This is a genomic window from Bradyrhizobium sp. 63_E2_N1_3, from assembly GCF_052076005.1.
GTDB classification, from domain to species: Bacteria; Pseudomonadota; Alphaproteobacteria; order Rhizobiales; family Xanthobacteraceae; genus Bradyrhizobium; species Bradyrhizobium barranii.
Window position 1 is genome coordinate 3,693,050 of the sequence record NZ_CP197235.1, and the last position, 21,453, is coordinate 3,714,502.

19 protein-coding genes and 1 tRNA gene are annotated in these 21,453 nt (G+C 63.6%); 14 read left to right on the forward strand and 6 right to left on the reverse strand.

From position 1 onward, the window contains the following. Positions 1 to 98: 98 nt before the first annotated feature. On the forward strand, positions 99 to 1,157 hold the full coding sequence (locus AB7531_RS17285; protein WP_063982562.1) for a phosphotransferase family protein: 1,059 nt from the start codon (positions 99 to 101) through the stop codon (positions 1,155 to 1,157). 209 nt (positions 1,158 to 1,366) lie between these two features. Continuing rightward, positions 1,367 to 1,993 carry a LysE family translocator gene (locus AB7531_RS17290; RefSeq protein WP_063982563.1) on the forward strand — a complete coding sequence of 209 codons (627 nt, stop codon included), beginning with the start codon at positions 1,367 to 1,369 and terminating at the stop codon, positions 1,991 to 1,993. 199 nt (positions 1,994 to 2,192) lie between these two features. Here the strand turns inward: AB7531_RS17290 and AB7531_RS17295 are convergent, their stop codons facing one another. From AB7531_RS17295 to AB7531_RS17305, 3 genes are all read right to left on the reverse strand, one after another. Then, positions 2,193 to 2,495 carry a hypothetical protein gene (locus tag AB7531_RS17295; protein WP_063982564.1) on the reverse strand — a complete coding sequence of 101 codons (303 nt, stop codon included), beginning with the start codon at positions 2,493 to 2,495 and terminating at the stop codon, positions 2,193 to 2,195. Positions 2,496 to 2,663: 168 nt separating this feature from the next. Beyond that, positions 2,664 to 3,851, reverse strand: a complete 1,188-nt coding sequence (gene argE, locus AB7531_RS17300) for an acetylornithine deacetylase (protein ID WP_063986289.1) — start codon at positions 3,849 to 3,851, stop codon at positions 2,664 to 2,666. A 104-nt stretch (positions 3,852 to 3,955) separates the two neighbouring features. Next, the gene (locus AB7531_RS17305; RefSeq protein ID WP_063982565.1) at positions 3,956 to 4,606 is read right to left on the reverse strand and encodes a TetR/AcrR family transcriptional regulator; all 651 of its coding nucleotides are present in this window, start codon (positions 4,604 to 4,606) and stop codon (positions 3,956 to 3,958) included. A 94-nt stretch (positions 4,607 to 4,700) separates the two neighbouring features. Here AB7531_RS17305 and AB7531_RS17310 point away from each other — a divergent pair, with 94 nt between their 5' ends. After that, positions 4,701 to 5,183, forward strand: a complete 483-nt coding sequence (locus AB7531_RS17310; protein WP_063982566.1) for an anthrone oxygenase family protein — start codon at positions 4,701 to 4,703, stop codon at positions 5,181 to 5,183. 929 nt (positions 5,184 to 6,112) lie between these two features. Here AB7531_RS17310 and AB7531_RS17315 read toward each other — a convergent pair. Further along, positions 6,113 to 6,898, reverse strand: a complete 786-nt coding sequence (locus AB7531_RS17315; protein ID WP_063986290.1) for an SDR family NAD(P)-dependent oxidoreductase — start codon at positions 6,896 to 6,898, stop codon at positions 6,113 to 6,115. Between the two features lie 134 nt (positions 6,899 to 7,032). Here AB7531_RS17315 and AB7531_RS17320 point away from each other — a divergent pair, with 134 nt between their 5' ends. Both AB7531_RS17320 and AB7531_RS17325 read left to right on the forward strand, forming a co-directional pair. Beyond that, complete coding sequence (locus tag AB7531_RS17320; RefSeq protein ID WP_063982567.1) at positions 7,033 to 7,731, forward strand: histidine phosphatase family protein; 699 nt, start codon at positions 7,033 to 7,035, stop codon at positions 7,729 to 7,731. A gap of 69 nt (positions 7,732 to 7,800) precedes the next feature. After that, positions 7,801 to 8,568, forward strand: coding sequence for an SDR family NAD(P)-dependent oxidoreductase (locus tag AB7531_RS17325; RefSeq protein ID WP_063982568.1), 768 nt, complete (start codon positions 7,801 to 7,803; stop codon positions 8,566 to 8,568). A 192-nt stretch (positions 8,569 to 8,760) separates the two neighbouring features. Here the strand turns inward: AB7531_RS17325 and AB7531_RS17330 are convergent, their stop codons facing one another. Together AB7531_RS17330 and AB7531_RS17335 are read right to left on the reverse strand one after the other, a co-directional pair. Beyond that, on the reverse strand, positions 8,761 to 10,134 hold the full coding sequence (locus AB7531_RS17330; protein WP_210168703.1) for an IS30 family transposase: 1,374 nt from the start codon (positions 10,132 to 10,134) through the stop codon (positions 8,761 to 8,763). 182 nt (positions 10,135 to 10,316) lie between these two features. Then, on the reverse strand, positions 10,317 to 11,540 hold the full coding sequence (locus AB7531_RS17335) for a serine hydrolase domain-containing protein (RefSeq protein WP_441280022.1): 1,224 nt from the start codon (positions 11,538 to 11,540) through the stop codon (positions 10,317 to 10,319). A gap of 152 nt (positions 11,541 to 11,692) precedes the next feature. On the opposite strand from AB7531_RS17335, the gene AB7531_RS17340 reads away from it, so the two are divergent. From AB7531_RS17340 to rpoB, 9 genes are all read left to right on the forward strand, one after another. Beyond that, positions 11,693 to 11,768: transfer RNA gene (locus tag AB7531_RS17340), tRNA-Trp, on the forward strand. 344 nt (positions 11,769 to 12,112) lie between these two features. Then, the gene (gene secE / locus AB7531_RS17345; RefSeq protein WP_007611620.1) at positions 12,113 to 12,304 is read left to right on the forward strand and encodes a preprotein translocase subunit SecE; all 192 of its coding nucleotides are present in this window, start codon (positions 12,113 to 12,115) and stop codon (positions 12,302 to 12,304) included. Beyond that, positions 12,304 to 12,861 (forward strand): transcription termination/antitermination protein NusG, encoded by a 558-nt coding sequence (nusG, locus tag AB7531_RS17350; protein WP_063982569.1) that lies wholly within the window; start codon positions 12,304 to 12,306, stop codon positions 12,859 to 12,861. Before secE ends, nusG begins: the two co-directional genes overlap by 1 nt. A 131-nt stretch (positions 12,862 to 12,992) precedes the next feature. Further along, positions 12,993 to 13,421 (forward strand): 50S ribosomal protein L11, encoded by a 429-nt coding sequence (gene rplK / locus AB7531_RS17355; RefSeq protein ID WP_006611824.1) that lies wholly within the window; start codon positions 12,993 to 12,995, stop codon positions 13,419 to 13,421. A 6-nt stretch (positions 13,422 to 13,427) separates the two neighbouring features. Further along, a complete protein-coding gene (gene rplA / locus AB7531_RS17360; protein ID WP_014494487.1) occupies positions 13,428 to 14,120 on the forward strand; it encodes a 50S ribosomal protein L1 in 693 nt (230 codons plus the stop codon). Between the two features lie 118 nt (positions 14,121 to 14,238). Continuing rightward, positions 14,239 to 15,192: a 2-hydroxyacid dehydrogenase gene (locus tag AB7531_RS17365; RefSeq protein ID WP_063982570.1), complete on the forward strand. Its 954-nt coding sequence runs from the start codon at positions 14,239 to 14,241 to the stop codon at positions 15,190 to 15,192. 584 nt (positions 15,193 to 15,776) lie between these two features. Then, complete coding sequence (gene rplJ / locus AB7531_RS17370) at positions 15,777 to 16,295, forward strand: 50S ribosomal protein L10 (RefSeq protein WP_063986291.1); 519 nt, start codon at positions 15,777 to 15,779, stop codon at positions 16,293 to 16,295. 54 nt (positions 16,296 to 16,349) lie between these two features. Next, a complete protein-coding gene (gene rplL / locus AB7531_RS17375) occupies positions 16,350 to 16,727 on the forward strand; it encodes a 50S ribosomal protein L7/L12 (RefSeq protein ID WP_063982571.1) in 378 nt (125 codons plus the stop codon). 483 nt (positions 16,728 to 17,210) lie between these two features. Further along, positions 17,211 to 21,329 (forward strand): DNA-directed RNA polymerase subunit beta, encoded by a 4,119-nt coding sequence (gene rpoB, locus AB7531_RS17380; protein ID WP_028152884.1) that lies wholly within the window; start codon positions 17,211 to 17,213, stop codon positions 21,327 to 21,329. Positions 21,330 to 21,453: the final 124 nt, after the last annotated feature.

Genomic DNA, 21,453 nt, shown 5'->3' on the forward strand with positions numbered 1-21,453 from the left:
AAGACGACAGGGCTGATCCGCATTCGGTGACCGCTTGACGCAAGTGCGTCAGCGGTTACCGATTAGGATCATGTTCGGACTGAAGAGGGAGCGTCATCGTGGCTGACGGCGTCAGGAAAGACGAAGAATTCTCGGGCACCAAGCCGGTCGAGGAGCGTCATCGCTTCGACGAGATGCGGCTCGAAGCCTGGATGCGCGACAACGTCGAAGGCTATGAGGGCCCGCTGGTCGTGCTCCAGTTCAAGGGCGGCCAGTCGAATCCGACCTACCGGCTCAACACGCCGAACCGCTCATATGTGATGCGCCGCAAGCCGTTCGGCAAATTGCTGCCGTCGGCGCACGCGGTCGATCGCGAATATCGCGTCATCGCAGCCCTTGGAAAGCAGGGTTTTCCGGTCGCGCGCGCCTACGCGCTGTGCCAGGACGACAGCATCATCGGCGCCGCCTTCTACATCATGTCGATGGAGGACGGCCGGGTGTTCTGGGATCCGACGCTGCCGAGCCAGACGCCGGAGGACCGCCGCAAGATATTCACCAGCAAGATCGAGACGCTGGCAAAACTCCACATGTACGATCCCGTAGCGATCGGCCTCGGCGAGTTCGGCAAGCCCGGCAACTACTTTGCGCGGCAGATCGACCGCTGGACCAAGCAGTACCGGGCGTCCGAGACGCAGCACATTCCGGAGTTCGAGAAGGTCGCCGAATGGCTGCCCAAAACCGTGCCGGAGCAGGCGCGCGTCTCGATCGTCCACGGCGACTATCGCCTCGACAACATGATTTTCCACGCGACGGAACCGCGCGTGCAGGCCGTGCTCGACTGGGAACTGTCGACGCTTGGCGATCCCATGGCCGACTTCACCTATCTGTTGATGCAGTGGATCATGCCGGGCCTGGAGGGCGCCGACCTCAAGGCGCTCAACATCCCAAGCGTGGAAGAGGCCGCGCAGATCTATTGCAACGTCACCAAGATGACGGTGCCTGATCTCAACTGGTATTTTGCCTACAACCTGTTCCGCCTCGCCGGCATCACCCAAGGCATCGCCGGCCGCGTTCGCGACGGCACCGCGGCCAATGCCAAGGCGCTGGAGTCAGCCAAGCGCACCGTGCCGCTGTCGAAGGCGTCGTGGGAGTACGCGCAGAAGGCGGGCGCGGTTTAGACACACAAAGGCGCGGCTGATGGCCGCGCCTTTTCGCTTTGTGGTTCGCCGTCTCCACACTTTCGGTGTCATTGCCCGCGAAAGCGGGCAATCCTGTATCCCAGAGACAGCGCGTGGACGCAGAGGAGCCGCGGCGTACTGGATGCGCCGGTCAAGCCGGGGCATGACACCGCTGTCGTAGCGACATCAGTGAAAGAACGGCCAGCCACATGATCGATCACGCCACCCTCATCACCTACATCCTCATCGTACTCGGTTTTGTCTTCATTCCCGGGCCTGCGACGCTGCTCACCATGGCGCGCGCGGTTAGCTCGGGAACGAAGGTCGGCATCGCGACCGGCGCGGGGATTGCGGCCGGTGACTTGATCCACACTTCGATGGCGATCGTCGGTCTTTCGGCGATCATCGCGACCTCTGCGCTGCTGTTCAGCATCGTTAAATATGCGGGCGCTGCGTTCCTGATCTATCTCGGCATTCGCGCGATGCTCGACAAGGCGCCGGTCGAGCTGAACGGCGGCGCGCCCGCGATCGGCGCGGGCCGGGCCTTCCGGCAGGCCGTGCTGACCGAAGTGCTCAATCCCAAGACCGCGCTGTTCTTCCTTGCGTTCCTGCCGCAATTCGTGAGGCCGGAGCACGGTTCGATCGCACTTCAGCTTGCGATCCTCGGCATCGTCTTCGTGCTGCTGGGTCTCGTCAGCACCGTGGTGTTCGCCGTCGGCGCCGGTCGTCTGGGCAATCTCCTGCGCCGCCATCCGGCCGTGGTGAAATGGCAGGGCAAGGTGGTCGGGACCATCTACTGCGCTGTCGGCGTGCGGCTGGCGTTGCAGGAGCGATGAGGAACGCGTGCTCCCGTAGCCCGGGTGAGCGCAGCGACACCCGGGACGGCGGTCCGGCATGTTGCTAACGCTCATGCGGGCTACGCTCTGAACGGTTGCGGCGATGAACGCCATCAATGTCGACATCCTGCGCTCGCTGTTCATGCCCTTCTTCTTCGACGCGACGGCGTCGAGGGCCGCTCTGATGGTGATTGGCCTGCTACCGGGCGCGAATGGTGAACCTCGGTCCGACGTAGTAGCCGCCGTATCCGCGATCGTAATAGCCGGGACCGGCGTAGTAGTTGTAGCCCCTGCCGGGGAAGTAGCTGGGGTCGTCAAAGTAGCGCAGGACATAGCGTCCCCGGGTCCGCCAGCAGCGTCCATAATACTCGTTGCAGATCAGACCGACTTGGTCGACGTCGGAGATTTCGGCAGAGCCGATCGTCGTTGCGTTGAGCGGCGCGGCGGGAGCGGCGGCCGCAACCAGCACGGCCCCGAGTGCGCCCAGTGCGATGGCCTTCATGGAGTTCTCCCTTCGGTTAGGCGAGAGTCTGGAGCCTAGCAGAAGGGAGCCTTGCCTGTCGGGCAAATCAGCTCCCGCAGGGTGGGCAAAGGCGCATCGTTGTCCGCCATTCGCACGGCGCAACAGAAGTGGCGGGTTACGCTGCGCTAAGCTAACCCACCCTACGGGTCAGCCCTTCACACAATGCGCGATCAGCCTTTCCACGAAGCCTGCGCATTTCTCCAGCTCCGCCATCGCCACGAACTCGTCGGGCGTATGCGCTTGCGCGATCGCGCCGGGGCCGATCACCACCGACGGGATATCCGCCATGCTGGCGAACAGGCTCGCCTCGGTGCCGAAGGCGACCTTGGCGTGGTCGTTGCGGCCGGCGAGGCTTTTTGCCAGTGTGACGATGGCGGCGTCGGCCGCCGTGTCGAGCGCGGGATAATCAAGGATCTCCTCGAAATCGATGCCGCACTCCGGATGTCTCGCCTTCATCTCCGGCCCGAGCTCGGCCTTGGCCCAGGCGACGATCGCATCCGTCACCTCGCGCGACTCGGTGATGCCGATGCCGCGGCATTCGAAATCCACCGTGCAGGTATCGGGCACGATGTTCAGCGCGGCGCCGCCATGCACGATGCTGGTGAGCAGCGTCGAATGCGGAACGTCGTAGAGGCTGTCATTCGATCGCGCGGCCGCAAGCTTCACGGCACGGCGACGGATTTCGGTGATCAGCTCGGCCGCGTATTCGATCGCGTTGACGCCGTCGGGCGCGATCGAGGAGTGGCGGGCGAGACCACGGAATGTCGCGCGCACGCCGTGCTTGCCCTTGTGGCCGATGATGACCTTCATCTCGGTCGGCTCGCCGATGAAGGCGCCGAGCGGCTTGATCTTCTTCTTCGCGACCTCGCGCAGCATCGGCCGCACGCCGACGCAGCCGATCTCCTCGTCATAGGAGATGGCGAGATGGATCGGCGTCGTCAGCTTCGCTTCCAGCATCTCCGGCACCATGGCGAGGCACACCGCGACAAAACCCTTCATGTCGGTGGTGCCGCGGCCGTAGAGCTTGCCGTCGCGCTCGACCAGCTTGAACGGATCGTGGCTCCAGTCCTGGCCCACGACCGGCACGACGTCTGTGTGTCCCGACAGCACGAGGCCTGGACGGTCCTCCGGTCCGATGGTGACCCAGAGCGAGGCCTTCTGGCCGGTGTCGTCGACGATGCGCTCGCCCTTGACACCGAGGAAAGCGAGATAGCTCTCGATATGGGCAATCAAGGGCAGATTGGTGCGGTCGCTGACGGTGTCGAAGCCGACGAGGTCGGCGAGGAGGTTGCGAATGCGATCGGGTCGTGAACTCGGGAAAATCGGGTTGGGCATTGTCTCGTTCATGAGATGGAGGATGGCTTCGCCGCCTGCACGAAACATACCAACGGAGTGGCGGTTCGGGCAAATCGGATCGCGAAGGGTGCTTTCGCTGAACCTCAGCCGAGCGCGGAGAGATCTTTCGGCAGCATTCGCTTGAACAGCTCGAGCGTACGCCGCGCCTCCGCCGGCGGCAAGGCGATGGCGTGACGAACCGCGGCGGCGATCTGGATCATCGCCAGTTGCGAGAAGGAGGTGAGGGCGGCGGCGGGCTGTTTCGGCGCGACGCGCTTGAGCGCCTCGCGCAAGAGGCCGGCGAGAAAGGCCACATCCTCCTCGTCGATCTTCTGCAAGCTTCGGTCGGCTTGCGTCGCCTGCCAGATGTGATGCATCACGGGATGCTCGCGGAACATCTGGTCATAGCCGTCGGTGATGCGGCACAGAGCAGCGTGCAGGTCGGATAGCTTCTTCATCTCGGCGAGGTCGCGCTGGACGCATTCGCGGCCGATGACATTGCACCGCTCGGCGAGCGTCCCGATCACCGTGCTCTTGTCCGGAAAATATTGATAGAGCGAGCCGAACGCGATGCCGGTGCGCTCGACGATGTCGCTCATCCGGAAGGCGTCGCTGCCTTTCTCGGTGAGAATCTCGGCCGCAGCGGTCAGGATGCGGTCGAAGCGTTCGCGGCTTCGCTCCTGCGTCGGCACCAGCGGCGTGCGTCGCGCGGCCGCGTGCGTCGTCTTGTCCGTCCTGCTTTTCCGTTCCGGCATCCTGGTTCCCGCCATCCGCGCTTGACGTCACAAATAAGAGAGTTTATCGCATTTATCAAATACGAGAGTTTATCGTATTATAGGGAGCTGCGGCATGTGGCAGGGTTTCACGACCGGACTGCTCTGGTTTTCGGCGATCGGCTGCGGCCTCATGGCCGGAATCTATTTCGCCTTCTCGACCTTTATCATGGCCGCGTTCGGCCGGCTCGGCCAGGCGGCCGGCATCGCGGCGATGAACGCGATCAATGTCGACATCGTGCGCTCGCTGTTCATGCCGCTGTTTCTCGGCACGACGGTAGCAGGCGCGGCGCTGGTGGTGATGGGTACGTTGCGCGTCAGCGAGCCGGGGGCAGTGAGCATGATCGCCGGCGGCGGCCTCTATGTCATCGGGATGTTCGTGGTGACGATGGTGTTCAACGTCCCGCTCAACAACGCGCTCGCCGCGTTGCAGCCGTCCGCGCCGGAGGCTGGCGCGGTGTGGGCGGCGTATCTGAAGGACTGGACGTTCTGGAACCACGTGCGGACGGTTGCGTCGGTGGTCGCGAGCGGGTTGTTTGTCGCAGCGCTGGCTTCGTAGGCCAAATCGGCATCGTAGCCCGGATGGAGCGAAGCGAAATCCGGGGCCACTATGTCCGGGGGGCGCAAACCCCGGATTACGCTTCGCTCCATCCGGGCTACAAGATCTCCAGTCTACAAGACCTTGCGTTGCCCGTCGGGCAAAACACTCAAACTCTCGGTCAATGTGTACTCGCCAAAATATTCCACTTTACCGAAATTCGGAAACGGCGTATCTGTTGCCGCAACCCGGCCCAAGGAAGAGGGGCGTATCGCGATCGTCACGAACGCGGGCCGGGCGGCGGTGGACGCAGGTCACATCGGCACGAAAAGCTTCGCAGGGCGGGCGACCGTGAGCGAAGACCTCGCGCCAACGACAGATGTGATCGGCGTACGGCCAAATCGTGTCGTCCTGGCGCCCGGGGTCTGTGCGCCAAGTCTTGCGGTGATGTGGCAGCCCGACCGGGCATGCGCAGCAGCCATCCGCAACGGCGACGGGGGCAATAGTGCATCGCTCCCCGGGGAGAGCACGACATAAGCCGTTCCAACCACTGCGCAGGGAAGGCCGGGATGCTCCGGTTGCCCTGTTACCCGCTGTGCATTGTAGCGCAAACTACTCATGGCATAGCGGACAATGGGAGCCAGCCGGCTCCCGGCCTTCCCTGCGCCCTCTTTCAATTGGGGGTGAGGCGACCAAGCAAAGCTCGGGCGAAGCAAGCCGCGAGGATGCGAGGGTGTGTCCGCAATGAAGATGCGTATGATGAAGCGGCCGTGTCCCCCCACACTCCGTCATTGCGAGGAGCTCTTGCGACGAAGCAATCCAGACTGCCTCCGCAGAGGGATTCTGGATTGCTTCGCTGCGCTCGCAATGACGATGTTGAGGCAGTTGCGCGCCAAAACTCCGGTCTCGCATCCCGGACGCAGCGCGTCCGGGATGCGAGAGAGCGCGTGCTAAACCGGCTTGCCCGTATACGGCATCGACGCCGTCAAACCACCGTCAACCGGGAACGCCTGGCCGTTGACATACGATGCTTCGTCGCTGGCCAGGAACAGCCCCATCGCCGCGAGCTCGTGCGGCTGGCCGGGGCGCTTCAACGGATTGAGCTGGCCGATCTTGTCCTGGGTGCCGCGCTCCTTGGCGCGGTCGAAGATCGGTTTGGTCATGCCGGTCTCGATCAGGCCCGGGCAGACCGCGTTGATGCGCACGCCGGTGCCGGTGAGCGAATACGCCGTGGTCTGCACCAGGCTGATCACGCCGGCCTTGCTCGCCGCATAGGGATGTCCGCTGGCGCCGGCCTTGAGGCCCGCGACGGACGCCGTGAGCACGATCGCGCCGGATTGCTGCTTCACCATGTGCGGCATCGAATGCTTCACCGCGAGGAACGGGCCGATCAGGTTGACGCGCAGCACCTCCTGCCACTGTTCCACGGTCTGCTCGCCGAGCGGCACGAGCCCGCCGGAGACGCCGGCATTGGCCCAGATCACGTCGAGCCGGCCATGCGTCTTCACCGCCTTGTCGATGACGGCCATGACGTCCTTTTCGGAGCCCGCGTCGGCCACCATGGCTTCCGCGACACCGCCGGCCTTCTTCACCTCGTCGACGGTCTCCTTCACCGCCTCGGTGCGGTCAACCGCGATCAGCTTGGCGCCTTCCCTGGTGAAGAGGAGTGCGGCGGCGCGGCCGATGCCGCTGCCGGCGCCGGTGATGATGACGGATTTGCCTTGCAGACGGCCCATGCGTTTCTCCCTTTGGTATGCTGCGCGACGCTTGCCGCGCAACGGAATTTCAAACAAGATTTCAAACGGTAAAGTGTCTTGAGACACGTTCACACCTGACGTACAGCGACATCACACGGGATGGAAGAGTTTCGATGACAGGCACAGACAAGCCCAAAGTGGTCACGACGCGGTGGTGGTGGGTCCGTCATGCGCCGGTGCGCAATGACGGCGGCAACATTTACGGCCAGAGCGATCTCGCCTGCGACACCAGCGACACCTACGTGTTCAACGCTGTTGCCAAGGTGCTGCCACGCAAGGCGGTTTGGTATTCGAGCAATCTGATGCGCACCCACCAGACCGCGGAAGCGATCTGGGCGGCCGGCTTCCCAAGGCCCGCATCGATGAAATGGGAAGCAGACCTGGCCGAACAGAATCTCGGACGCTGGCAGGGCATGAACCGCGCCCAGTTCATCGCCAGCCGCCCCGTCGGCTCGAGCTGGTTCGCCGACATCAACGAGCCCGCGCCCGGCGGCGAAAGCTTCATGGATCTCTACAACCGCACGCGCCGCACCGTCGAGCGGATCAACAACGAGGCGGCCGGGCAGGATGTGATCGCGGTCGCGCATGGCGGCACCATCAAGGCGGCGATCGGCCTCGCACTCGACGGCCAGGTAGAGCGGGCCCTGTCGTTCGACATCGACAATGTGTCGATCACGCGGCTCGATTATTTCTCAAGCCCCGAACGCTCGGTCTGGCGACTGCCGATGGTCAACCAGCAGCCGTGGATCGCTGATGACGCGCACGCCGAGATGCATCAGCTGGCGGGGCCGGAAGTCAAGAAGCTCGCCTGATACCGTTGTCCGCGCGCGCGGACACGGCGTAAGCTTCAAGTCAATCAAACCATAATCTGGGAGGAAACCATGACCTTGTTCGACATGAAGGGGAAAGTCGCCGTCATCACCGGCTCGACGCGCGGTATCGGGCTGGCGATCGCCGAGCGCATGGCCGAGCACGGCGCCAAGGTCGTGATCTCCTCGCGCAAGGCCGATGTCTGCGACCAGGTTGCGAAGGGCATCAACGACAAGTTCGGCAACGGCACGGCGGTCGCGATCGCCGCCAACATCTCGTCGAAGGAAAATCTGCAAAACCTGATCGACGAGAGCAACCGCGCCTTCGGCAAGATCGACGTGCTGGTTTGCAACGCCGCGTCGAACCCCTATTACGGTCCGCTCGCCGGCATCTCCGACGATCAGTTCAGGAAGATTCTCGACAACAACATCGTCGCCAACAACTGGCTGATCTCGATGGTGGTGCCGCAGATGATCGAGCGCAAGGACGGCTCGGTCATCATCGTCTCCTCGATCGGCGGCCTCAAGGGCTCGACCATCCTCGGCGCCTACGCGATTTCGAAAGCCGCCGACATGCAGCTCGCGCGCAACCTCGCCTGCGAGTACGGCAAGCACAACATCCGCGTGAACTGCATCGCGCCCGGTCTGATCAAGACCGATTTTGCCAAGGCACTGTGGGACAATCCGGAGAATTTGAAGGCCTCGACCTCGCGCTCGCCGCTGCTCCGCATCGGCATCCCCGACGAGATCGCCGGCGCCGCCGTGTTCCTGGGATCGAAGGCCGGCGACTTCATGACCGGCCAGACCATGGTGATCGACGGCGGCGCGACGATTAGTTGAGGCGTTGCGTGGGAGGGAAGGGGCACCCAGCCCGCCCACACACAGCTGTCATCGCCCGCCTTGTGCGCAATTGCGCGCTGGGGCGGGCGATCCAGTATCCCAGAGGCCGGCGCTAGAGAGCTCGCTTTCACCACATCCGCCGCTGCGTACTGGGCGGATTCAAACGGTCGTCGCAACACCAGTTGTTTTCACTCATAACAGCAATTCGTCAAGCGCCTCCGCCGGCGTTTTCCAGCCTAGTGTCTTTCTCGGACGGGCATTGAGGGCCGCTGCCACAGCGGATATCTCGTCGGCGCTATGGATGCTGAGGTCTGTGCCTTTCGGGAAGTACTGTCGCAGCAACCCGTTGGTGTTCTCGTTAGTACCGCGCTGCCAAGGGCTTTGCGGGTCGCAGAAGTAGACCTGGATACCCGCATCGATCTTGAGACGATCGTGCTGAGCCATTTCGGCTCCCTGATCCCAGGTCAGCGAGCGACGCAGTTCTTCGGGCAAGGTGATGACGGTGCGCGTGATCGCGTCGCGCACGGCCTCGGCCCCGTGTCCCGCGAGCGCAGGTCCGTTCTTCGCGCGCGGAGCTTCGCCGTGCCCCGCCAACCGGGGAAGGTGCAATAGCATCGTGAAGCGCGTCGTGCGCTCGACCAGCGTGCCGATTGCCGAGCTGCCAAGACCGAGGATGAGGTCTCCCTCCCAATGTCCCGGCACTGCTCGATCGGCAGCTTCAGCAGGGCGCTCACTGATCATGATCTCCGGCGAGACAAACCCCTTGCCTCGCCTGCGTACGCGCGCCCTGGGCATCCGTAATACACGCCCGGTTCGCAAGCAGGCCGTCAGCTCGCGGCGCAGCGCCCCACGGCCCTGAACGAAGAGAGCTTGATAGATAGCTTCGTGGCTGATGCGCATCGTCTTGTCGTCCGGGAAGTCGATCGGCAAGCGTCGGGCAATCTGCTCGGGACTCCAGGCTTTGGCCCATCGCCGATCCTTGCGTGGGCCATGCCGGCGGCCCTTCCACAGAACGGCGGGACCAGGAACGAGCGCGCCGCTCGGGGCTACGACGCCGCCAGCAAGTCTCTCCTCCACATAAGTGCGCAAGGTTGCATTGAGCGCAAGCTTGGTCGGCTTGGGTCGGCGGGCGGATCGATTCGCATGCCATTGGGCAGTTGTTGCCCGATACTCCAACCCGCCGCCGCGGGTAGCCGCGTTGCGTCGCAGTTCACGGGATATTGTCGAAGCAGCCCGCCCCAGGCGACGTCCAATCTCTTGCCTGGAATGGCCCTGCACCTTGAGGAGTGCGATCTCCTCGCGCTCTACCAATGAGAGGTACCGCCCGGAGAGTACCTTTGCCGAAGATCTGAACATCGCTGGTGGCATGCCGCCCGCCTTTCGGAATAATCTGCTTCCGACAGGTTGTGACAATCCGGCTTCCAGCGCAGCATCCTCGCTGCTTAGCCCCGCGGCAATCGCCAGCCAAAATCTATTCTGTTCATCGCGTCCTGCAACAGACGGCCGTCCTGGCGATGGCAATGGGGCTCGTCCTGACCGCGCCGATCGGCGCCTTACAACGTTCATCGCAACCTCCAACCTCCGAGTGTTGCGACGACCGTTTGAATCCGCCCTGGATGCCCCGCTTGCCGCCTACGCTAAAGCTTCGGCGGCCCTGGACCTGAGCCCCGGCGAAGCCTTGGCGTAGCCGGGTCGCGGGGCATGACAGTGAGTGCGGAGATGCAACGCCGCGTCTAACTGGCGTCTCCTCAATCCACCGCCGCGTAAACCAGATCCCGCACCAGCGTCCGCGTGTGGTCGCGCTGCCCCGGTCCCTGCGACATAAACACGACGAACAGATCTTCCTTCGGGTCGATCCAGAAGAACGTCCCCGCAATGCCGCTCCAGAAATACTGGCCGACGCTGCCGGGGAACGGCGCGATGCCGGCCTCGCGGCGCACGGCGAAGCCGAGGCCGAAGCCGTGGCCCGGCGACAGCAGCGTGCCGTTGGTCACAACGTGCGGCCCAAGGTGATCGGATGCCATCAGCTCCAGCGTCTTGCAGCCGATGATCCTGTTGCCGTCGAGCGTGCCGCCGTTGCGCAGCATCAGCGCGAAGCGGGCATAGTCCATCGTGGTCGAGACGAGACCGCCGCCGCCGGACTCCATCACCGGCTGCTCGAGCATGTTGAACAGCGCGACCTTGTCGCCGGTCCAGGGATCGGCTTCGAAAGGTTGGGCGAGCCTGCCGGCATTGGCTTCGCTGGTGGAGAAGGCGGTTTCAGTCATCTGCAGCGGGGCGAGGATGCGCTCGGTGAGGAAGGCGCCGAGCGACTTGCCGCTGACGACCTCGATGATGCGGCCGAGGATGTCGGTGGAGCGGCTGTAGTTGAACTCGTCGCCGGGATGGCAGACCAGCGGGAAGCTCGCGACCAGCGCGGCATGCTCGGCATTGGTGATCTTGCGGCTGCGGACGCGGGACTCCTGGTAGAGCTTGTGCACGGGGCCGTCGCCCTGGTGCTCATAAGTGAGACCAGAGGTGTGGCGGAGCAGGTCCTGCACCGTCATCGGCCGCCGGGGCGGAACCAGTTCCAGCTTGCCGCCGCTGACCACGCCGACCTTCTGGTCAGCGAACTCCGGAATGAACTTGGCGACGGGATCGGCGAGCAGCAAATGGCCATCCTCGACCAGCGCCATGATGCCGACCGAGACGATCGGCTTGGTCATCGAGAAGATCCGGAAGATCGAATCAAGCGCCATCGGCGCGGCCCCCACCGGGCTCCGCTTGCCGAGCGCCTCGAACCAGCCGACCTGGCCGCGCCGCGCCACCAGCACGGTCACCCCGGGAATGGTTCCCTTGTCGATCTCGCGCTTGAAGGCGTCCGACATCGCCTGGAGGCGAGGGCGCGACAGGCCCAGCGTTTCCGGCCTGGCCTCGGGCAAAGGCGGGGTTTTCGGCGCGGAGGCGGCTTGGGCGGCGGCTGTGGCAGTCATGTTCACTCCCGGGGGCACATTATTATCGGGAATGAACTGTGGCCCAGAAGGCGCGGCACAAACAAGCGAAGCCAGCGCGCTTCACCCTTGCAAACCAGCCGTCCCCTGTGCTTGAAAGCGCCCCTGATCCGCGTGGCGACGCGAGGGTCCGTAGGAGTGTAGCTCAATTGGTAGAGCACCGGTCTCCAAAACCGGGGGTCGCAGGTTCGAGCCCTGCCACTCCTGCCAGCTAATCCCAGACAATCAGGATCGACAGGCAGGACGGCAGCGGGCCGACAAGCTCGGACCGTGGATCATGCGGACCGGGTAAGCCCTTGATCCGGATCGGGTCCGCTGGCCTCGGCCGCGCGTGTCCCGGGCAGCCCACACCTTGACCTTTGGCCCCATCCGCAGTATCTACCCCGCACTCGCAGCCGGCCCGTTAAACGCGGATTTCCGGCGCGGCTTTGAAATCCCCGAACAATCGAGCCCGGTTCCCGGCTCATCCTTCGAGACAGAGGGCTGGGCCAACGGCGGCTGTTCGGATCCCTGAAATTCATTCGCGTCTGTCGACGGACGTTGGACATCAAACGATGGCAGTCAGCCCGTTCAAGTTTTTGCAGGAAGTGCGCTCGGAGACCGCCAAGGTCACCTGGCCGACCCGTCGTGAGACCACGATCACCACCATCATGGTGTTCGTGATGGTCGCCGTGGCCTCGATATTCTTCTTCGCCGCCGACCAGATCATCCGTTACCTCATCACCTTCCTTTTGGGCATTCACTGATGGCAACAGCCGCTGCAACCCAATCGACCGACAAGCGCTGGTACATCGTCCACGCCTACTCGAACTTCGAGAAGAAGGTCGCCGAATCGATCCGCGAGCAGGCCAAGCAGCGCGGGCTCGAGGAGCTGTTCGAGCTGGTGCTGGTTCCGACCGAGAAGGTCACGGAAGTGCGCCGCGGCCGCAAGATCGACGCCGAGCGCAAGTTCTTCCCGGGCTACGTGCTGGTGAAGATGAAGCTGACCGACGAGGCGTTCCATCTGATCAAGAACACCCCGAAGGTCACGGGCTTCCTCGGCGCCGAGAACAAGCCGATGCCGATCTCGGAAGCCGAGGCCATGCGCATCCTGCACCAGGTGCAGGAGGGCGTGGAACGGCCGAAGGCGTCGGTGTCGTTCGAGATCGGCGAGAACGTGCGCGTGGCCGATGGCCCGTTCGCCTCGTTCTCGGGTGTGGTCGAGGAAATCGACGAGGCGCGCTCGCGCGTGAAGGTCGCGGTGTCGATCTTCGGCCGCGCCACGCCGGTCGAACTGGAATTCGGTCAGGTCGAGAAGGTCTGATCGATTGAGGCGTGAGGCTTCGGTCTCACGCTAGCAAGAGGCCGTGGGAGGGAGAGGGCGGTTGCCAGCCGCATCCGACCCAGACCACGAACCTGAAACCGCCGGCCTGGCCGGCACAACAGGAGTGATACATGGCAAAGAAAGTGACCGGATACCTGAAGCTTCAGGTCCCGGCCGGTGCGGCGAATCCTTCGCCCCCGATCGGTCCCGCGCTTGGTCAGCGCGGTCTCAACATCATGGAGTTCTGCAAGGCGTTCAACGCCCAGACCCAGAAGGAAGAGAAGAACACCCCGATTCCCGTCGTGATCACGATCTACGCCGATCGTTCGTTCACGTTCGAGATGAAGACCCCCCCGATGTCCTTCTTCCTCAAGCAGGCCGCCAAGATCCAGTCCGGCTCGAAGGCGCCGGGCCGTGATAAGGCCGGCAAGGTGACCAAGGCGCAGGTGCGCGAGATCGCCGAGAAGAAGATGAAGGATCTCAATTGCGATTCCATCGAGTCGGCCATGAAGATGGTCGAGGGCTCTGCCCGTTCGATGGGTCTGGAAGTGGCGGGGTAAGCGGTCATGGCAATCGGAAAGCGTTTGAACAAAGCCCGCGAAGGTGTTGACCGCGAAAAGCTTTACCCGCTCGCGGACGCCATCAAGATGGTCAAGGAACGCGCCAAGGCGAAGTTCGACGAGACCATCGAGGTCGCGATCAATCTCGGCGTCGATCCGCGTCACGCCGACCAGATGGTCCGCGGCGTCGTGACCCTGCCGAACGGCACCGGTCGTACGCTCCGCGTCGGCGTGTTCGCCCGCGGCGCCAAGGCTGACGAAGCCAAGGCTGCTGGTGCCGACGTCGTCGGCGCCGAAGACCTGGTCGAGAAGGTGCAGAACGGCTCGATCGATTTCGACCGCTGCATCGCCACCCCCGACATGATGCCGCTGGTCGGCCGTCTCGGTAAGGTGCTCGGCCCGCGCGGCCTGATGCCGAACCCGAAGATCGGCACCGTGACCATGGACGTCACCGGTGCGGTGAAGGGTGCCAAGGGCGGCTCGGTCGAGTTCCGCGTCGAGAAGGCCGGCATTTTGCAGGCTGGCGTCGGCAAGGCCTCGTTCTCCGAGGAGAAGCTGGTCGAGAACATCAAGGCCCTGGCCGATGCTGTCTCGAAGGCGAAGCCGGCTGGCTCCAAGGGCACCTACATCCAGCGCGTTGCGGTGTCCTCGACGATGGGCCCCGGCGTGAAGGTCGAGCCGGGCACCATTCTCGGTTAAGGCTTGCCTCGGCTGAGGTTTGGAAATTGCATGAGGCGAGGGGCGGAATTGGGCAACCGATTCCGCCCCTCGTCGTTTGTGGCTGTCATCGGAAGCAAGAACCGGGAAACAAGAAAAAATGGCTGACAAGGTCCTGATCTACTCGCGCTTCCCGAAGACGATGATGGCGCGTTTCGCCGAGCGGTTCGAACTGCTCGACACCGGCGGCAAGCCGGCGCGCGAGGTGTTTTCGGCCGATGAGCTCGGCGGCATCCGCGCGATGCTCACCGCTGGCGGCTCGCCGCTCGCCGCAGATGCGATGGACCTGTTCCCAAAACTCGGCGCCATCGTCTGCTACGGCACCGGCTATGATGGCGTCGACCTGAAGGCGGCCGCCGCCCGCAACATCGCGGTCGGCCACAGCCCCGGTGCCAATGCGGCTTCCGTCGCTGACATCGCGATGACCCTGATGCTGGCGACGACGCGGCGGATCCTGGTCGCCGACCAATATGTCCGCAGCGGCGATTGGGCCGGCTCAAAGCAGTCGCCGATGATGCGCCCGCAGGCGGGCATGCCCGGCCGCCGCATCGGCGTCTACGGCATGGGCGAGATCGGCCGCAAGATTGCGGCCCGCTGCGCCGCCTTCGAGAGCGAGGTCGGCTATTTCAGCCGCACCAAATACGATCTGCCCTATCAATATTTCCCGACGCTGGAGGCGCTCGCCGACTGGTGCAGCGTGCTGATGATCGCGGTCCGGGCAGGGGCCGAGACCCAGCACGTCGTCAACGCCGATATCCTGGGGCGACTCGGGGAGCACGGCTATGTCGTCAACATCTCTCGCGGCTCAGTGATCGACGAGAAGGCCCTGGTCGCGGCCCTGACCGACAGGACCATCGCCGGCGCCGGCCTCGACGTCTTCGAGAAGGAACCGCACGCCCCCGACGCGCTGACGGCGCTCCCCAATGTCGTATTCGCCCCGCATATCGGCGGCCACACCCTCGAATCACACGTCGCCATGCAGAACTGCGTGCTGGCGAACCTGACGGCATTCTTCGCGGGCAAGCCGCTGCCATACGGGGTCAAATCGGCCTGAATCGGCCCTTGTCGGGCCGTCTCAAGCCCTGCCGCCAGTCGATTGGAACTGGTGTGAATTTTGCTCTTGGCAAGCGGGCTCCGAGCGGTTAAAGAACCGCTTCCGGACGTGCCGGCCTCGGCTGGCGCGTTCGTGCACGCATTCCGAAAACCCGACAAGACAGGAGATCATTCCTTTTCAGGACGTCCGTGAGGATTTGCCCGAAAAGGAAGGAAAACCCGTCGGTTGGTGGAGTGCGGGCAGGGGTCGGGCGGTTCGCCGGCTGACCTTGTCCTGTCCAAGACTGCAGGCGCCCGCGGGAAATTTCGATTTCTCAACGGCTTAATCGCATGGCCTGCATAGACGGGTGAAGACCGGATTTCACTTCGCGCCCAGCTTTAACGGCTGGCTTGCGAAACGGGTCTGGTTCGGACCTCGACACGCCGTGGGCCTTAAGGGCTCCCGGAGGGCAGGCTTTGAATTGTCGTCTCGCCCGGCGCGTGTCCAAGGGGTTTTGGCCCCGAGGTTCAGGTTTTGGGTGGGACGATGGGTGCAACCCGGCGGTCCCGCTTCTTGCGATGACCGCCAACCGGAAAGAGCTTGCTGTGGAACGAGCGGCAAAAAAGGAAGCGGTCGAACAGCTCAATGGGGTCTTCAAGACCACGAGCGTCGCGGTCGTTGCTCAATATTCCGGCCTGACCGTTGCCCAGATGCAGAAGCTGCGTATGCAGATGAAGCAGGCTGGCGCCTCGGTGAAGGTCTCGAAGAACCGTCTCGCCAAAATTGCTCTTGAAGGCACTGACGTCGTTGCCATCGGCCCCATGCTGAAGGGACCGACCGTGATCGCCACTTCGAACGATCCGGTAGCGGCGCCGAAGGTCGCCGTCGAATTCGCCAAGACGAACGAAAAGTTCGTCATCATTGGCGGCTCGATGGGAAAGACCGTCCTGAATGTCGACAGCGTGAAGGCACTTGCCTCGCTGCCGTCGCTTGATGAACTGCGCGCCAAGATCGTCGGCCTTCTTGTGGCCCCGGCGACCAAGATCGCTCAGCTCGCCAATGCGCCCGCGGGCAAGCTCGCGCGCGTCATCCAGGCTCATGCCTCAAAGGGCGAAGCGGCCTGACGCCCTTCGCAAAACTCAAACCCGAACCAGACATACACTCAAGGAAACTGAACAATGGCTGACTTGCAGAAGATCGTTGACGACCTCTCGAGCCTCACCGTGCTCGAAGCTGCCGAACTCGCGAAGCTCCTCGAAGAGAAGTGGGGCGTTTCGGCTGCCGCGGCTGTCGCCGTGGCCGGCCCGGCTGGTGGTGGCGCTGCCGCCGCTCCGGCTGAAGAGAAGACCGAGTTCACGGTCGTTCTCGCCGCCGCCGGCGAGAAGAAGATCGAGGTCATCAAGGAAGTCCGCGCCATCACCGGCCTGGGCCTGAAGGAAGCAAAGGACCTCGTCGAGGGCGCGCCGAAGCCTGTCAAGGAAGGCGTGAACAAGGACGAGGCCGAGAAGCTCAAGGTCCAGCTCGAGAAGGCTGGCGCGAAGGTCGAGCTCAAGTAAGCAACGCTTACTGGCGCGAGATCCCGGGCGAGCATCAGCGAAGTCCGGGGTCTCGGACCACCCATCTAAGGGGTGGGCAATATGCAAAAGGCGTGCGACGGAACATCCCGACGCGGGCCGAACACGAAAAAGTGTTGGGATTTGAAGGTTAACCCCTCGAATCTCGACTATTGTCGCCCCATATCGGTTCGACAGCACGAAAGCGCGGTGGGCAGGGATGCCGGATTCCCTGTAAGCCGTTGGGAGAGCAGGCTATTTCGGGCTTTTGCAGTCCGTGAAGACAATCGTTGTGACGGGCGGGCGTGCCTATGCGCCCCGCGCGTCGTTTTGCGTTTTGAAGGTCTGAAGAACAGATTCAGGACATGACGGTCTGAATCTGGATTTTTGGTCCCCAAAACGGGTTCGAAAAATTCAACCCGGGGAGCGGTGGCAACCGCGTCCTGGACGGCGCGCCCGGAGCGGGCGACGAAATGAGAGGCCACGATGGCGCAGCAGACATTCACCGGTCGCAAACGCGTTCGCAAGTTCTTCGGACACATCAAGGAAGTCGCCGAGATGCCGAACCTCATCGAGGTTCAGAAGGCGTCCTATGACCAGTTCCTGATGGTCGACGAACCCGCGGGCGGGCGTCTTGACGAGGGCCTGCAGGCGGTGTTCCGCTCGGTGTTCCCGATCTCCGACTTCTCGGGCACCTCGATGCTGGAATTCGTCCGCTACGAGTTCGAGCAGCCGAAATACGACGTCGACGAGTGCCGCCAGCGCGGCATGACCTTCGCGGCACCCCTCAAGGTGACGCTGCGCCTCATCGTGTTCGATATCGACGAGGAAACCGGCGCGAAGTCGGTGAAGGACATCAAGGAGCAGGACGTCTACATGGGCGACATTCCGCTCATGACGATGAACGGCACCTTCATCGTCAACGGCACCGAGCGCGTCATCGTCTCGCAGATGCACCGTTCGCCCGGCGTGTTCTTCGATCACGACAAGGGCAAGACCCACTCGTCGGGCAAGCTGCTGTTCGCCGCCCGCGTCATCCCGTATCGCGGCTCCTGGCTCGACATCGAGTTCGACGCCAAGGACATCGTCTATGCGCGTATCGACCGTCGCCGCAAGATTCCGGTGACGTCGCTGATGTTCGCGCTCGGCCTCGACGGCGAGGCGATCCTGTCCACGTTCTACAAGAAGATTCTCTACAAGCGGACCAAGGAAGGCTGGCGCGTTCCGTTCGACGCCAACCGTTTCCGCGGCTACTCGACCATCAACGACCTGATCGACGCCGACACCGGCAAGGTCGTGCTCGAGGCCGGCAAGAAGCTCACCGTGCGCGGTGCGCGTCAGATGCAGGAGAAGGGCCTGAAGGCGCTGCGGCTGTCCGATGAGGAGCTCGTCGGCAACTATCTCGCCGAGGACCTCGTCAACCCGAAGACCGGCGAGATCCACGCGGAAGCCGGTGAAGAGATCACCGACAAGTCGATGAAGGCCCTCAACGAGCAGGGCTACAAGGAGCTGCCGCTGCTCGACATCGACCACGTCAATGTCGGCGCCTATATCCGCAACACGCTCTCGGCCGACAAGAACATGACGCGTGAGGACGCGCTGTTCGACATCTACCGCGTGATGCGTCCGGGCGAGCCGCCGACGCTGGATTCGGCGCAGGCGATGTTCCAGTCGCTGTTCTTCGACGCCGAGCGCTACGACCTGTCCGCGGTCGGCCGCGTCAAGATGAACATGCGCCTCGACCTCGATGCGCCCGACACCCAGCGTACGCTGCGCAAGGAAGACATCCTCTCCGTCATCAAGACGCTGGTGGATTTGCGCGACGGCAAGGGCGAGATCGACGACATCGACCATCTCGGCAACCGCCGTGTGCGCTCGGTCGGCGAGCTCATGGAGAACCAGTACCGCATCGGCCTGCTGCGCATGGAGCGCGCGATCAAGGAGCGCATGTCCTCGGTCGACATCGACACGGTCATGCCGCAGGACCTGATCAACGCGAAGCCGGCGGCTGCCGCCGTGCGCGAGTTCTTCGGCTCCTCGCAGCTCTCGCAGTTCATGGACCAGACCAACCCGCTGTCGGAGATCACCCACAAGCGCCGCCTGTCGGCGCTTGGACCGGGCGGTCTGACCCGCGAGCGCGCCGGCTTCGAGGTGCGCGACGTGCATCCGACGCATTACGGCCGCATCTGCCCGATCGAGACGCCGGAAGGTCCGAACATCGGCCTGATCAACTCGCTCGCGACCTTCGCGCGCGTGAACAAGTACGGCTTCGTCGAGACGCCGTACCGCAAGGTCAAGGACGGCCGCGTCACCGACGAGGTCGTGTACCTCTCGGCGATGGAAGAGGGCCGCTACACGGTCGCGCAGGCCAACGTGCCGCTCGACCCGAAGGGCCGCTTCACCGAAGATCTCGTGGTCTGCCGTCACGCCGGCGAAGTCTTGCCGGTGACGCCGGACAAGGTCGACTACATGGACGTGTCGCCGAAGCAGCTCGTTTCGGTCGCCGCGGCGCTGATCCCGTTCCTCGAGAACGACGACGCCAACCGCGCGCTGATGGGCTCGAACATGCAGCGCCAGGCGGTGCCGCTGGTTCGCGCCGAGGCGCCGTTCGTCGGCACCGGCATGGAAGGTGTGGTTGCGCGTGACTCGGGTGCCGCGATCGCGGCGCGCCGTTCGGGCGTGATCGACCAGATCGACGCGACCCGCGTCGTCATCCGCGCCACGGAAGATCTCGATCCGACCAAGTCGGGCGTCGATATCTACCGTCTGATGAAGTACCAGCGCTCCAACCAGTCGACCTGCATCAACCAGCGTCCGCTGGTGAAGGTCGGCGACATCGTCAAGAAGGGCGACATCATCGCCGACGGTCCGTCGACCGATCTCGGTGAGCTCGCGCTCGGCCGCAACGTGCTGGTCGCGTTCATGCCGTGGAACGGCTACAACTTCGAAGACTCGATCCTGCTCTCCGAGCGGATCGTGAAGGAAGACGTCTTCACCTCGATCCACATCGAGGAGTTCGAGGTGATGGCCCGCGACACCAAGCTCGGCCCTGAGGAAATCACCCGCGACATTCCGAACGTCTCGGAAGAAGCGCTGAAGAACCTCGACGAAGCCGGTATCGTCTACATCGGCGCGGAAGTGCGCGCCGGCGACATCCTGGTCGGCAAGATCACGCCGAAGGGCGAAAGCCCGATGACGCCGGAAGAAAAGCTTCTGCGCGCCATTTTCGGCGAAAAGGCCTCCGACGTTCGCGACACCTCGCTGCGCGTTCCTCCGGGCGTGCAGGGCACGATCGTGGAAGTGCGCGTGTTCAACCGTCACGGCGTCGACAAGGACGAGCGTGCGCTGGCGATCGAGCGGGAAGAGATCGAGCGTCTGGCCAAGGACCGCGACGACGAGCAGGCGATCCTGGACCGCAACGTCTACAACCGTCTTGCCGAGCTCCTCGAGGGACGGCAGGGCATTGCGGGCCCGAAGGGCTTCAAGAAGGACACCAAGATCACCCGTGCGGTGCTCGAGGAGTACCCGAAGTCGCAGTGGTGGCTGTTCGCTTCGCCGAACGACAAGCTGATGGCCGAGATCGAGGCCATGCGGAAGCAGTACGACGAGTCGAAGAAGGGGCTGGAACAGCGCTTCCTCGACAAGGTCGAGAAGCTTCAGCGCGGTGACGAACTGCCGCCCGGCGTGATGAAGATGGTCAAGGTCTTCGTCGCGGTGAAGCGCAAGATCCAGCCCGGCGACAAGATGGCCGGCCGCCACGGGAACAAGGGCGTGGTGTCGAAGATCGTGCCGATCGAGGACATGCCGTTCCTCGAAGACGGTACGCATGCCGACATCGTGCTCAATCCGCTCGGCGTGCCCTCGCGCATGAACGTCGGACAGATCCTCGAGACCCATCTCGGCTGGGCTTGCGCCGGCCTCGGCAAGCGTATCGGCCAGACGGTCGATGCCTATCTGTCGAAGCAGGACATCAAGCCGCTGAAGGAAACCTTGAAGAAGGTCTACGGCGAGGACGAGACGATCAAGTCGCTCAACGACAACGAGTTGATCGAGCTTGGTCACAATCTGAGCCGCGGCGTGCCGATCGCGACGCCGGTGTTCGACGGCGCCAAGGAAGCCGACATCGAGGAGATGCTGAAGCTTGCCGGTCTCGACGCTTCGGGTCAGTCGACCGTCTATGACGGCCGTACCGGCGATGCCTTCGATCGCAAGGTGACGGTGGGCTACATCTACATGCTCAAGCTGCACCATCTCGTGGACGACAAGATCCACGCGCGTTCGATCGGTCCGTACTCGCTCGTCACCCAGCAGCCGCTGGGCGGCAAGGCGCAGTTCGGTGGCCAGCGCTTCGGCGAAATGGAAGTGTGGGCGCTCGAGGCTTACGGCGCGGCGTACACGCTCCAGGAGATGCTGACGGTCAAGTCGGACGACGTCGCCGGCCGTACCAAGGTGTACGAGGCGATCGTCCGCGGCGACGACACGTTCGAGGCCGGTATTCCGGAATCGTTTAACGTGCTGGTCAAGGAAATGCGCTCGCTCGGCCTCAACGTCGACCTGCACAACTCCAAGGTGGGACCGGCGCCGACGTCGGAAGCAGCCGAGTAATACGACCTTTCATGCCCGGCCTTCACGGCCGGGCATCGGCGCCCCTCCCGAGGCCTTGAGGGCAGGGCGCCCCGATTGAGTGATTTTCGAATTTGCGGCCGTAGGCGACCGGCACGCGAGGAGA

Excerpts from the sequence above, each read along its gene's own strand:
- AB7531_RS17315 (WP_063986290.1), bottom strand. The coding sequence starts at position 6,898 with ATGGGCCGTCTGCAAGGCAAATCCGTCATCATCACCGGCGCCGGCAGC.
- AB7531_RS17310 (WP_063982566.1), top strand. The coding sequence starts at position 4,701 with ATGTGGCAGGGTTTCACGACCGGACTGCTCTGGTTTTCGGCGATCGGC.
- AB7531_RS17365 (WP_063982570.1), top strand. The coding sequence starts at position 14,239 with ATGGCTGACAAGGTCCTGATCTACTCGCGCTTCCCGAAGACGATGATG.
- argE (WP_063986289.1), bottom strand. The coding sequence starts at position 3,851 with ATGCCCAACCCGATTTTCCCGAGTTCACGACCCGATCGCATTCGCAAC.
- AB7531_RS17330 (WP_210168703.1), bottom strand. The coding sequence starts at position 10,134 with ATGAACGTTGTAAGGCGCCGATCGGCGCGGTCAGGACGAGCCCCATTG.
- nusG (WP_063982569.1), top strand. The coding sequence starts at position 12,304 with ATGGCAACAGCCGCTGCAACCCAATCGACCGACAAGCGCTGGTACATC.
- rpoB (WP_028152884.1), top strand. The coding sequence starts at position 17,211 with ATGGCGCAGCAGACATTCACCGGTCGCAAACGCGTTCGCAAGTTCTTC.
- rplK (WP_006611824.1), top strand. The coding sequence starts at position 12,993 with ATGGCAAAGAAAGTGACCGGATACCTGAAGCTTCAGGTCCCGGCCGGT.
- AB7531_RS17290 (WP_063982563.1), top strand. The coding sequence starts at position 1,367 with ATGATCGATCACGCCACCCTCATCACCTACATCCTCATCGTACTCGGT.
- AB7531_RS17335 (WP_441280022.1), bottom strand. The coding sequence starts at position 11,540 with ATGACTGCCACAGCCGCCGCCCAAGCCGCCTCCGCGCCGAAAACCCCG.
- AB7531_RS17295 (WP_063982564.1), bottom strand. The coding sequence starts at position 2,495 with ATGAAGGCCATCGCACTGGGCGCACTCGGGGCCGTGCTGGTTGCGGCC.
- AB7531_RS17325 (WP_063982568.1), top strand. The coding sequence starts at position 7,801 with ATGACCTTGTTCGACATGAAGGGGAAAGTCGCCGTCATCACCGGCTCG.
- AB7531_RS17320 (WP_063982567.1), top strand. The coding sequence starts at position 7,033 with ATGACAGGCACAGACAAGCCCAAAGTGGTCACGACGCGGTGGTGGTGG.
- rplA (WP_014494487.1), top strand. The coding sequence starts at position 13,428 with ATGGCAATCGGAAAGCGTTTGAACAAAGCCCGCGAAGGTGTTGACCGC.
- secE (WP_007611620.1), top strand. The coding sequence starts at position 12,113 with ATGGCAGTCAGCCCGTTCAAGTTTTTGCAGGAAGTGCGCTCGGAGACC.
- rplL (WP_063982571.1), top strand. The coding sequence starts at position 16,350 with ATGGCTGACTTGCAGAAGATCGTTGACGACCTCTCGAGCCTCACCGTG.
- AB7531_RS17305 (WP_063982565.1), bottom strand. The coding sequence starts at position 4,606 with ATGCCGGAACGGAAAAGCAGGACGGACAAGACGACGCACGCGGCCGCG.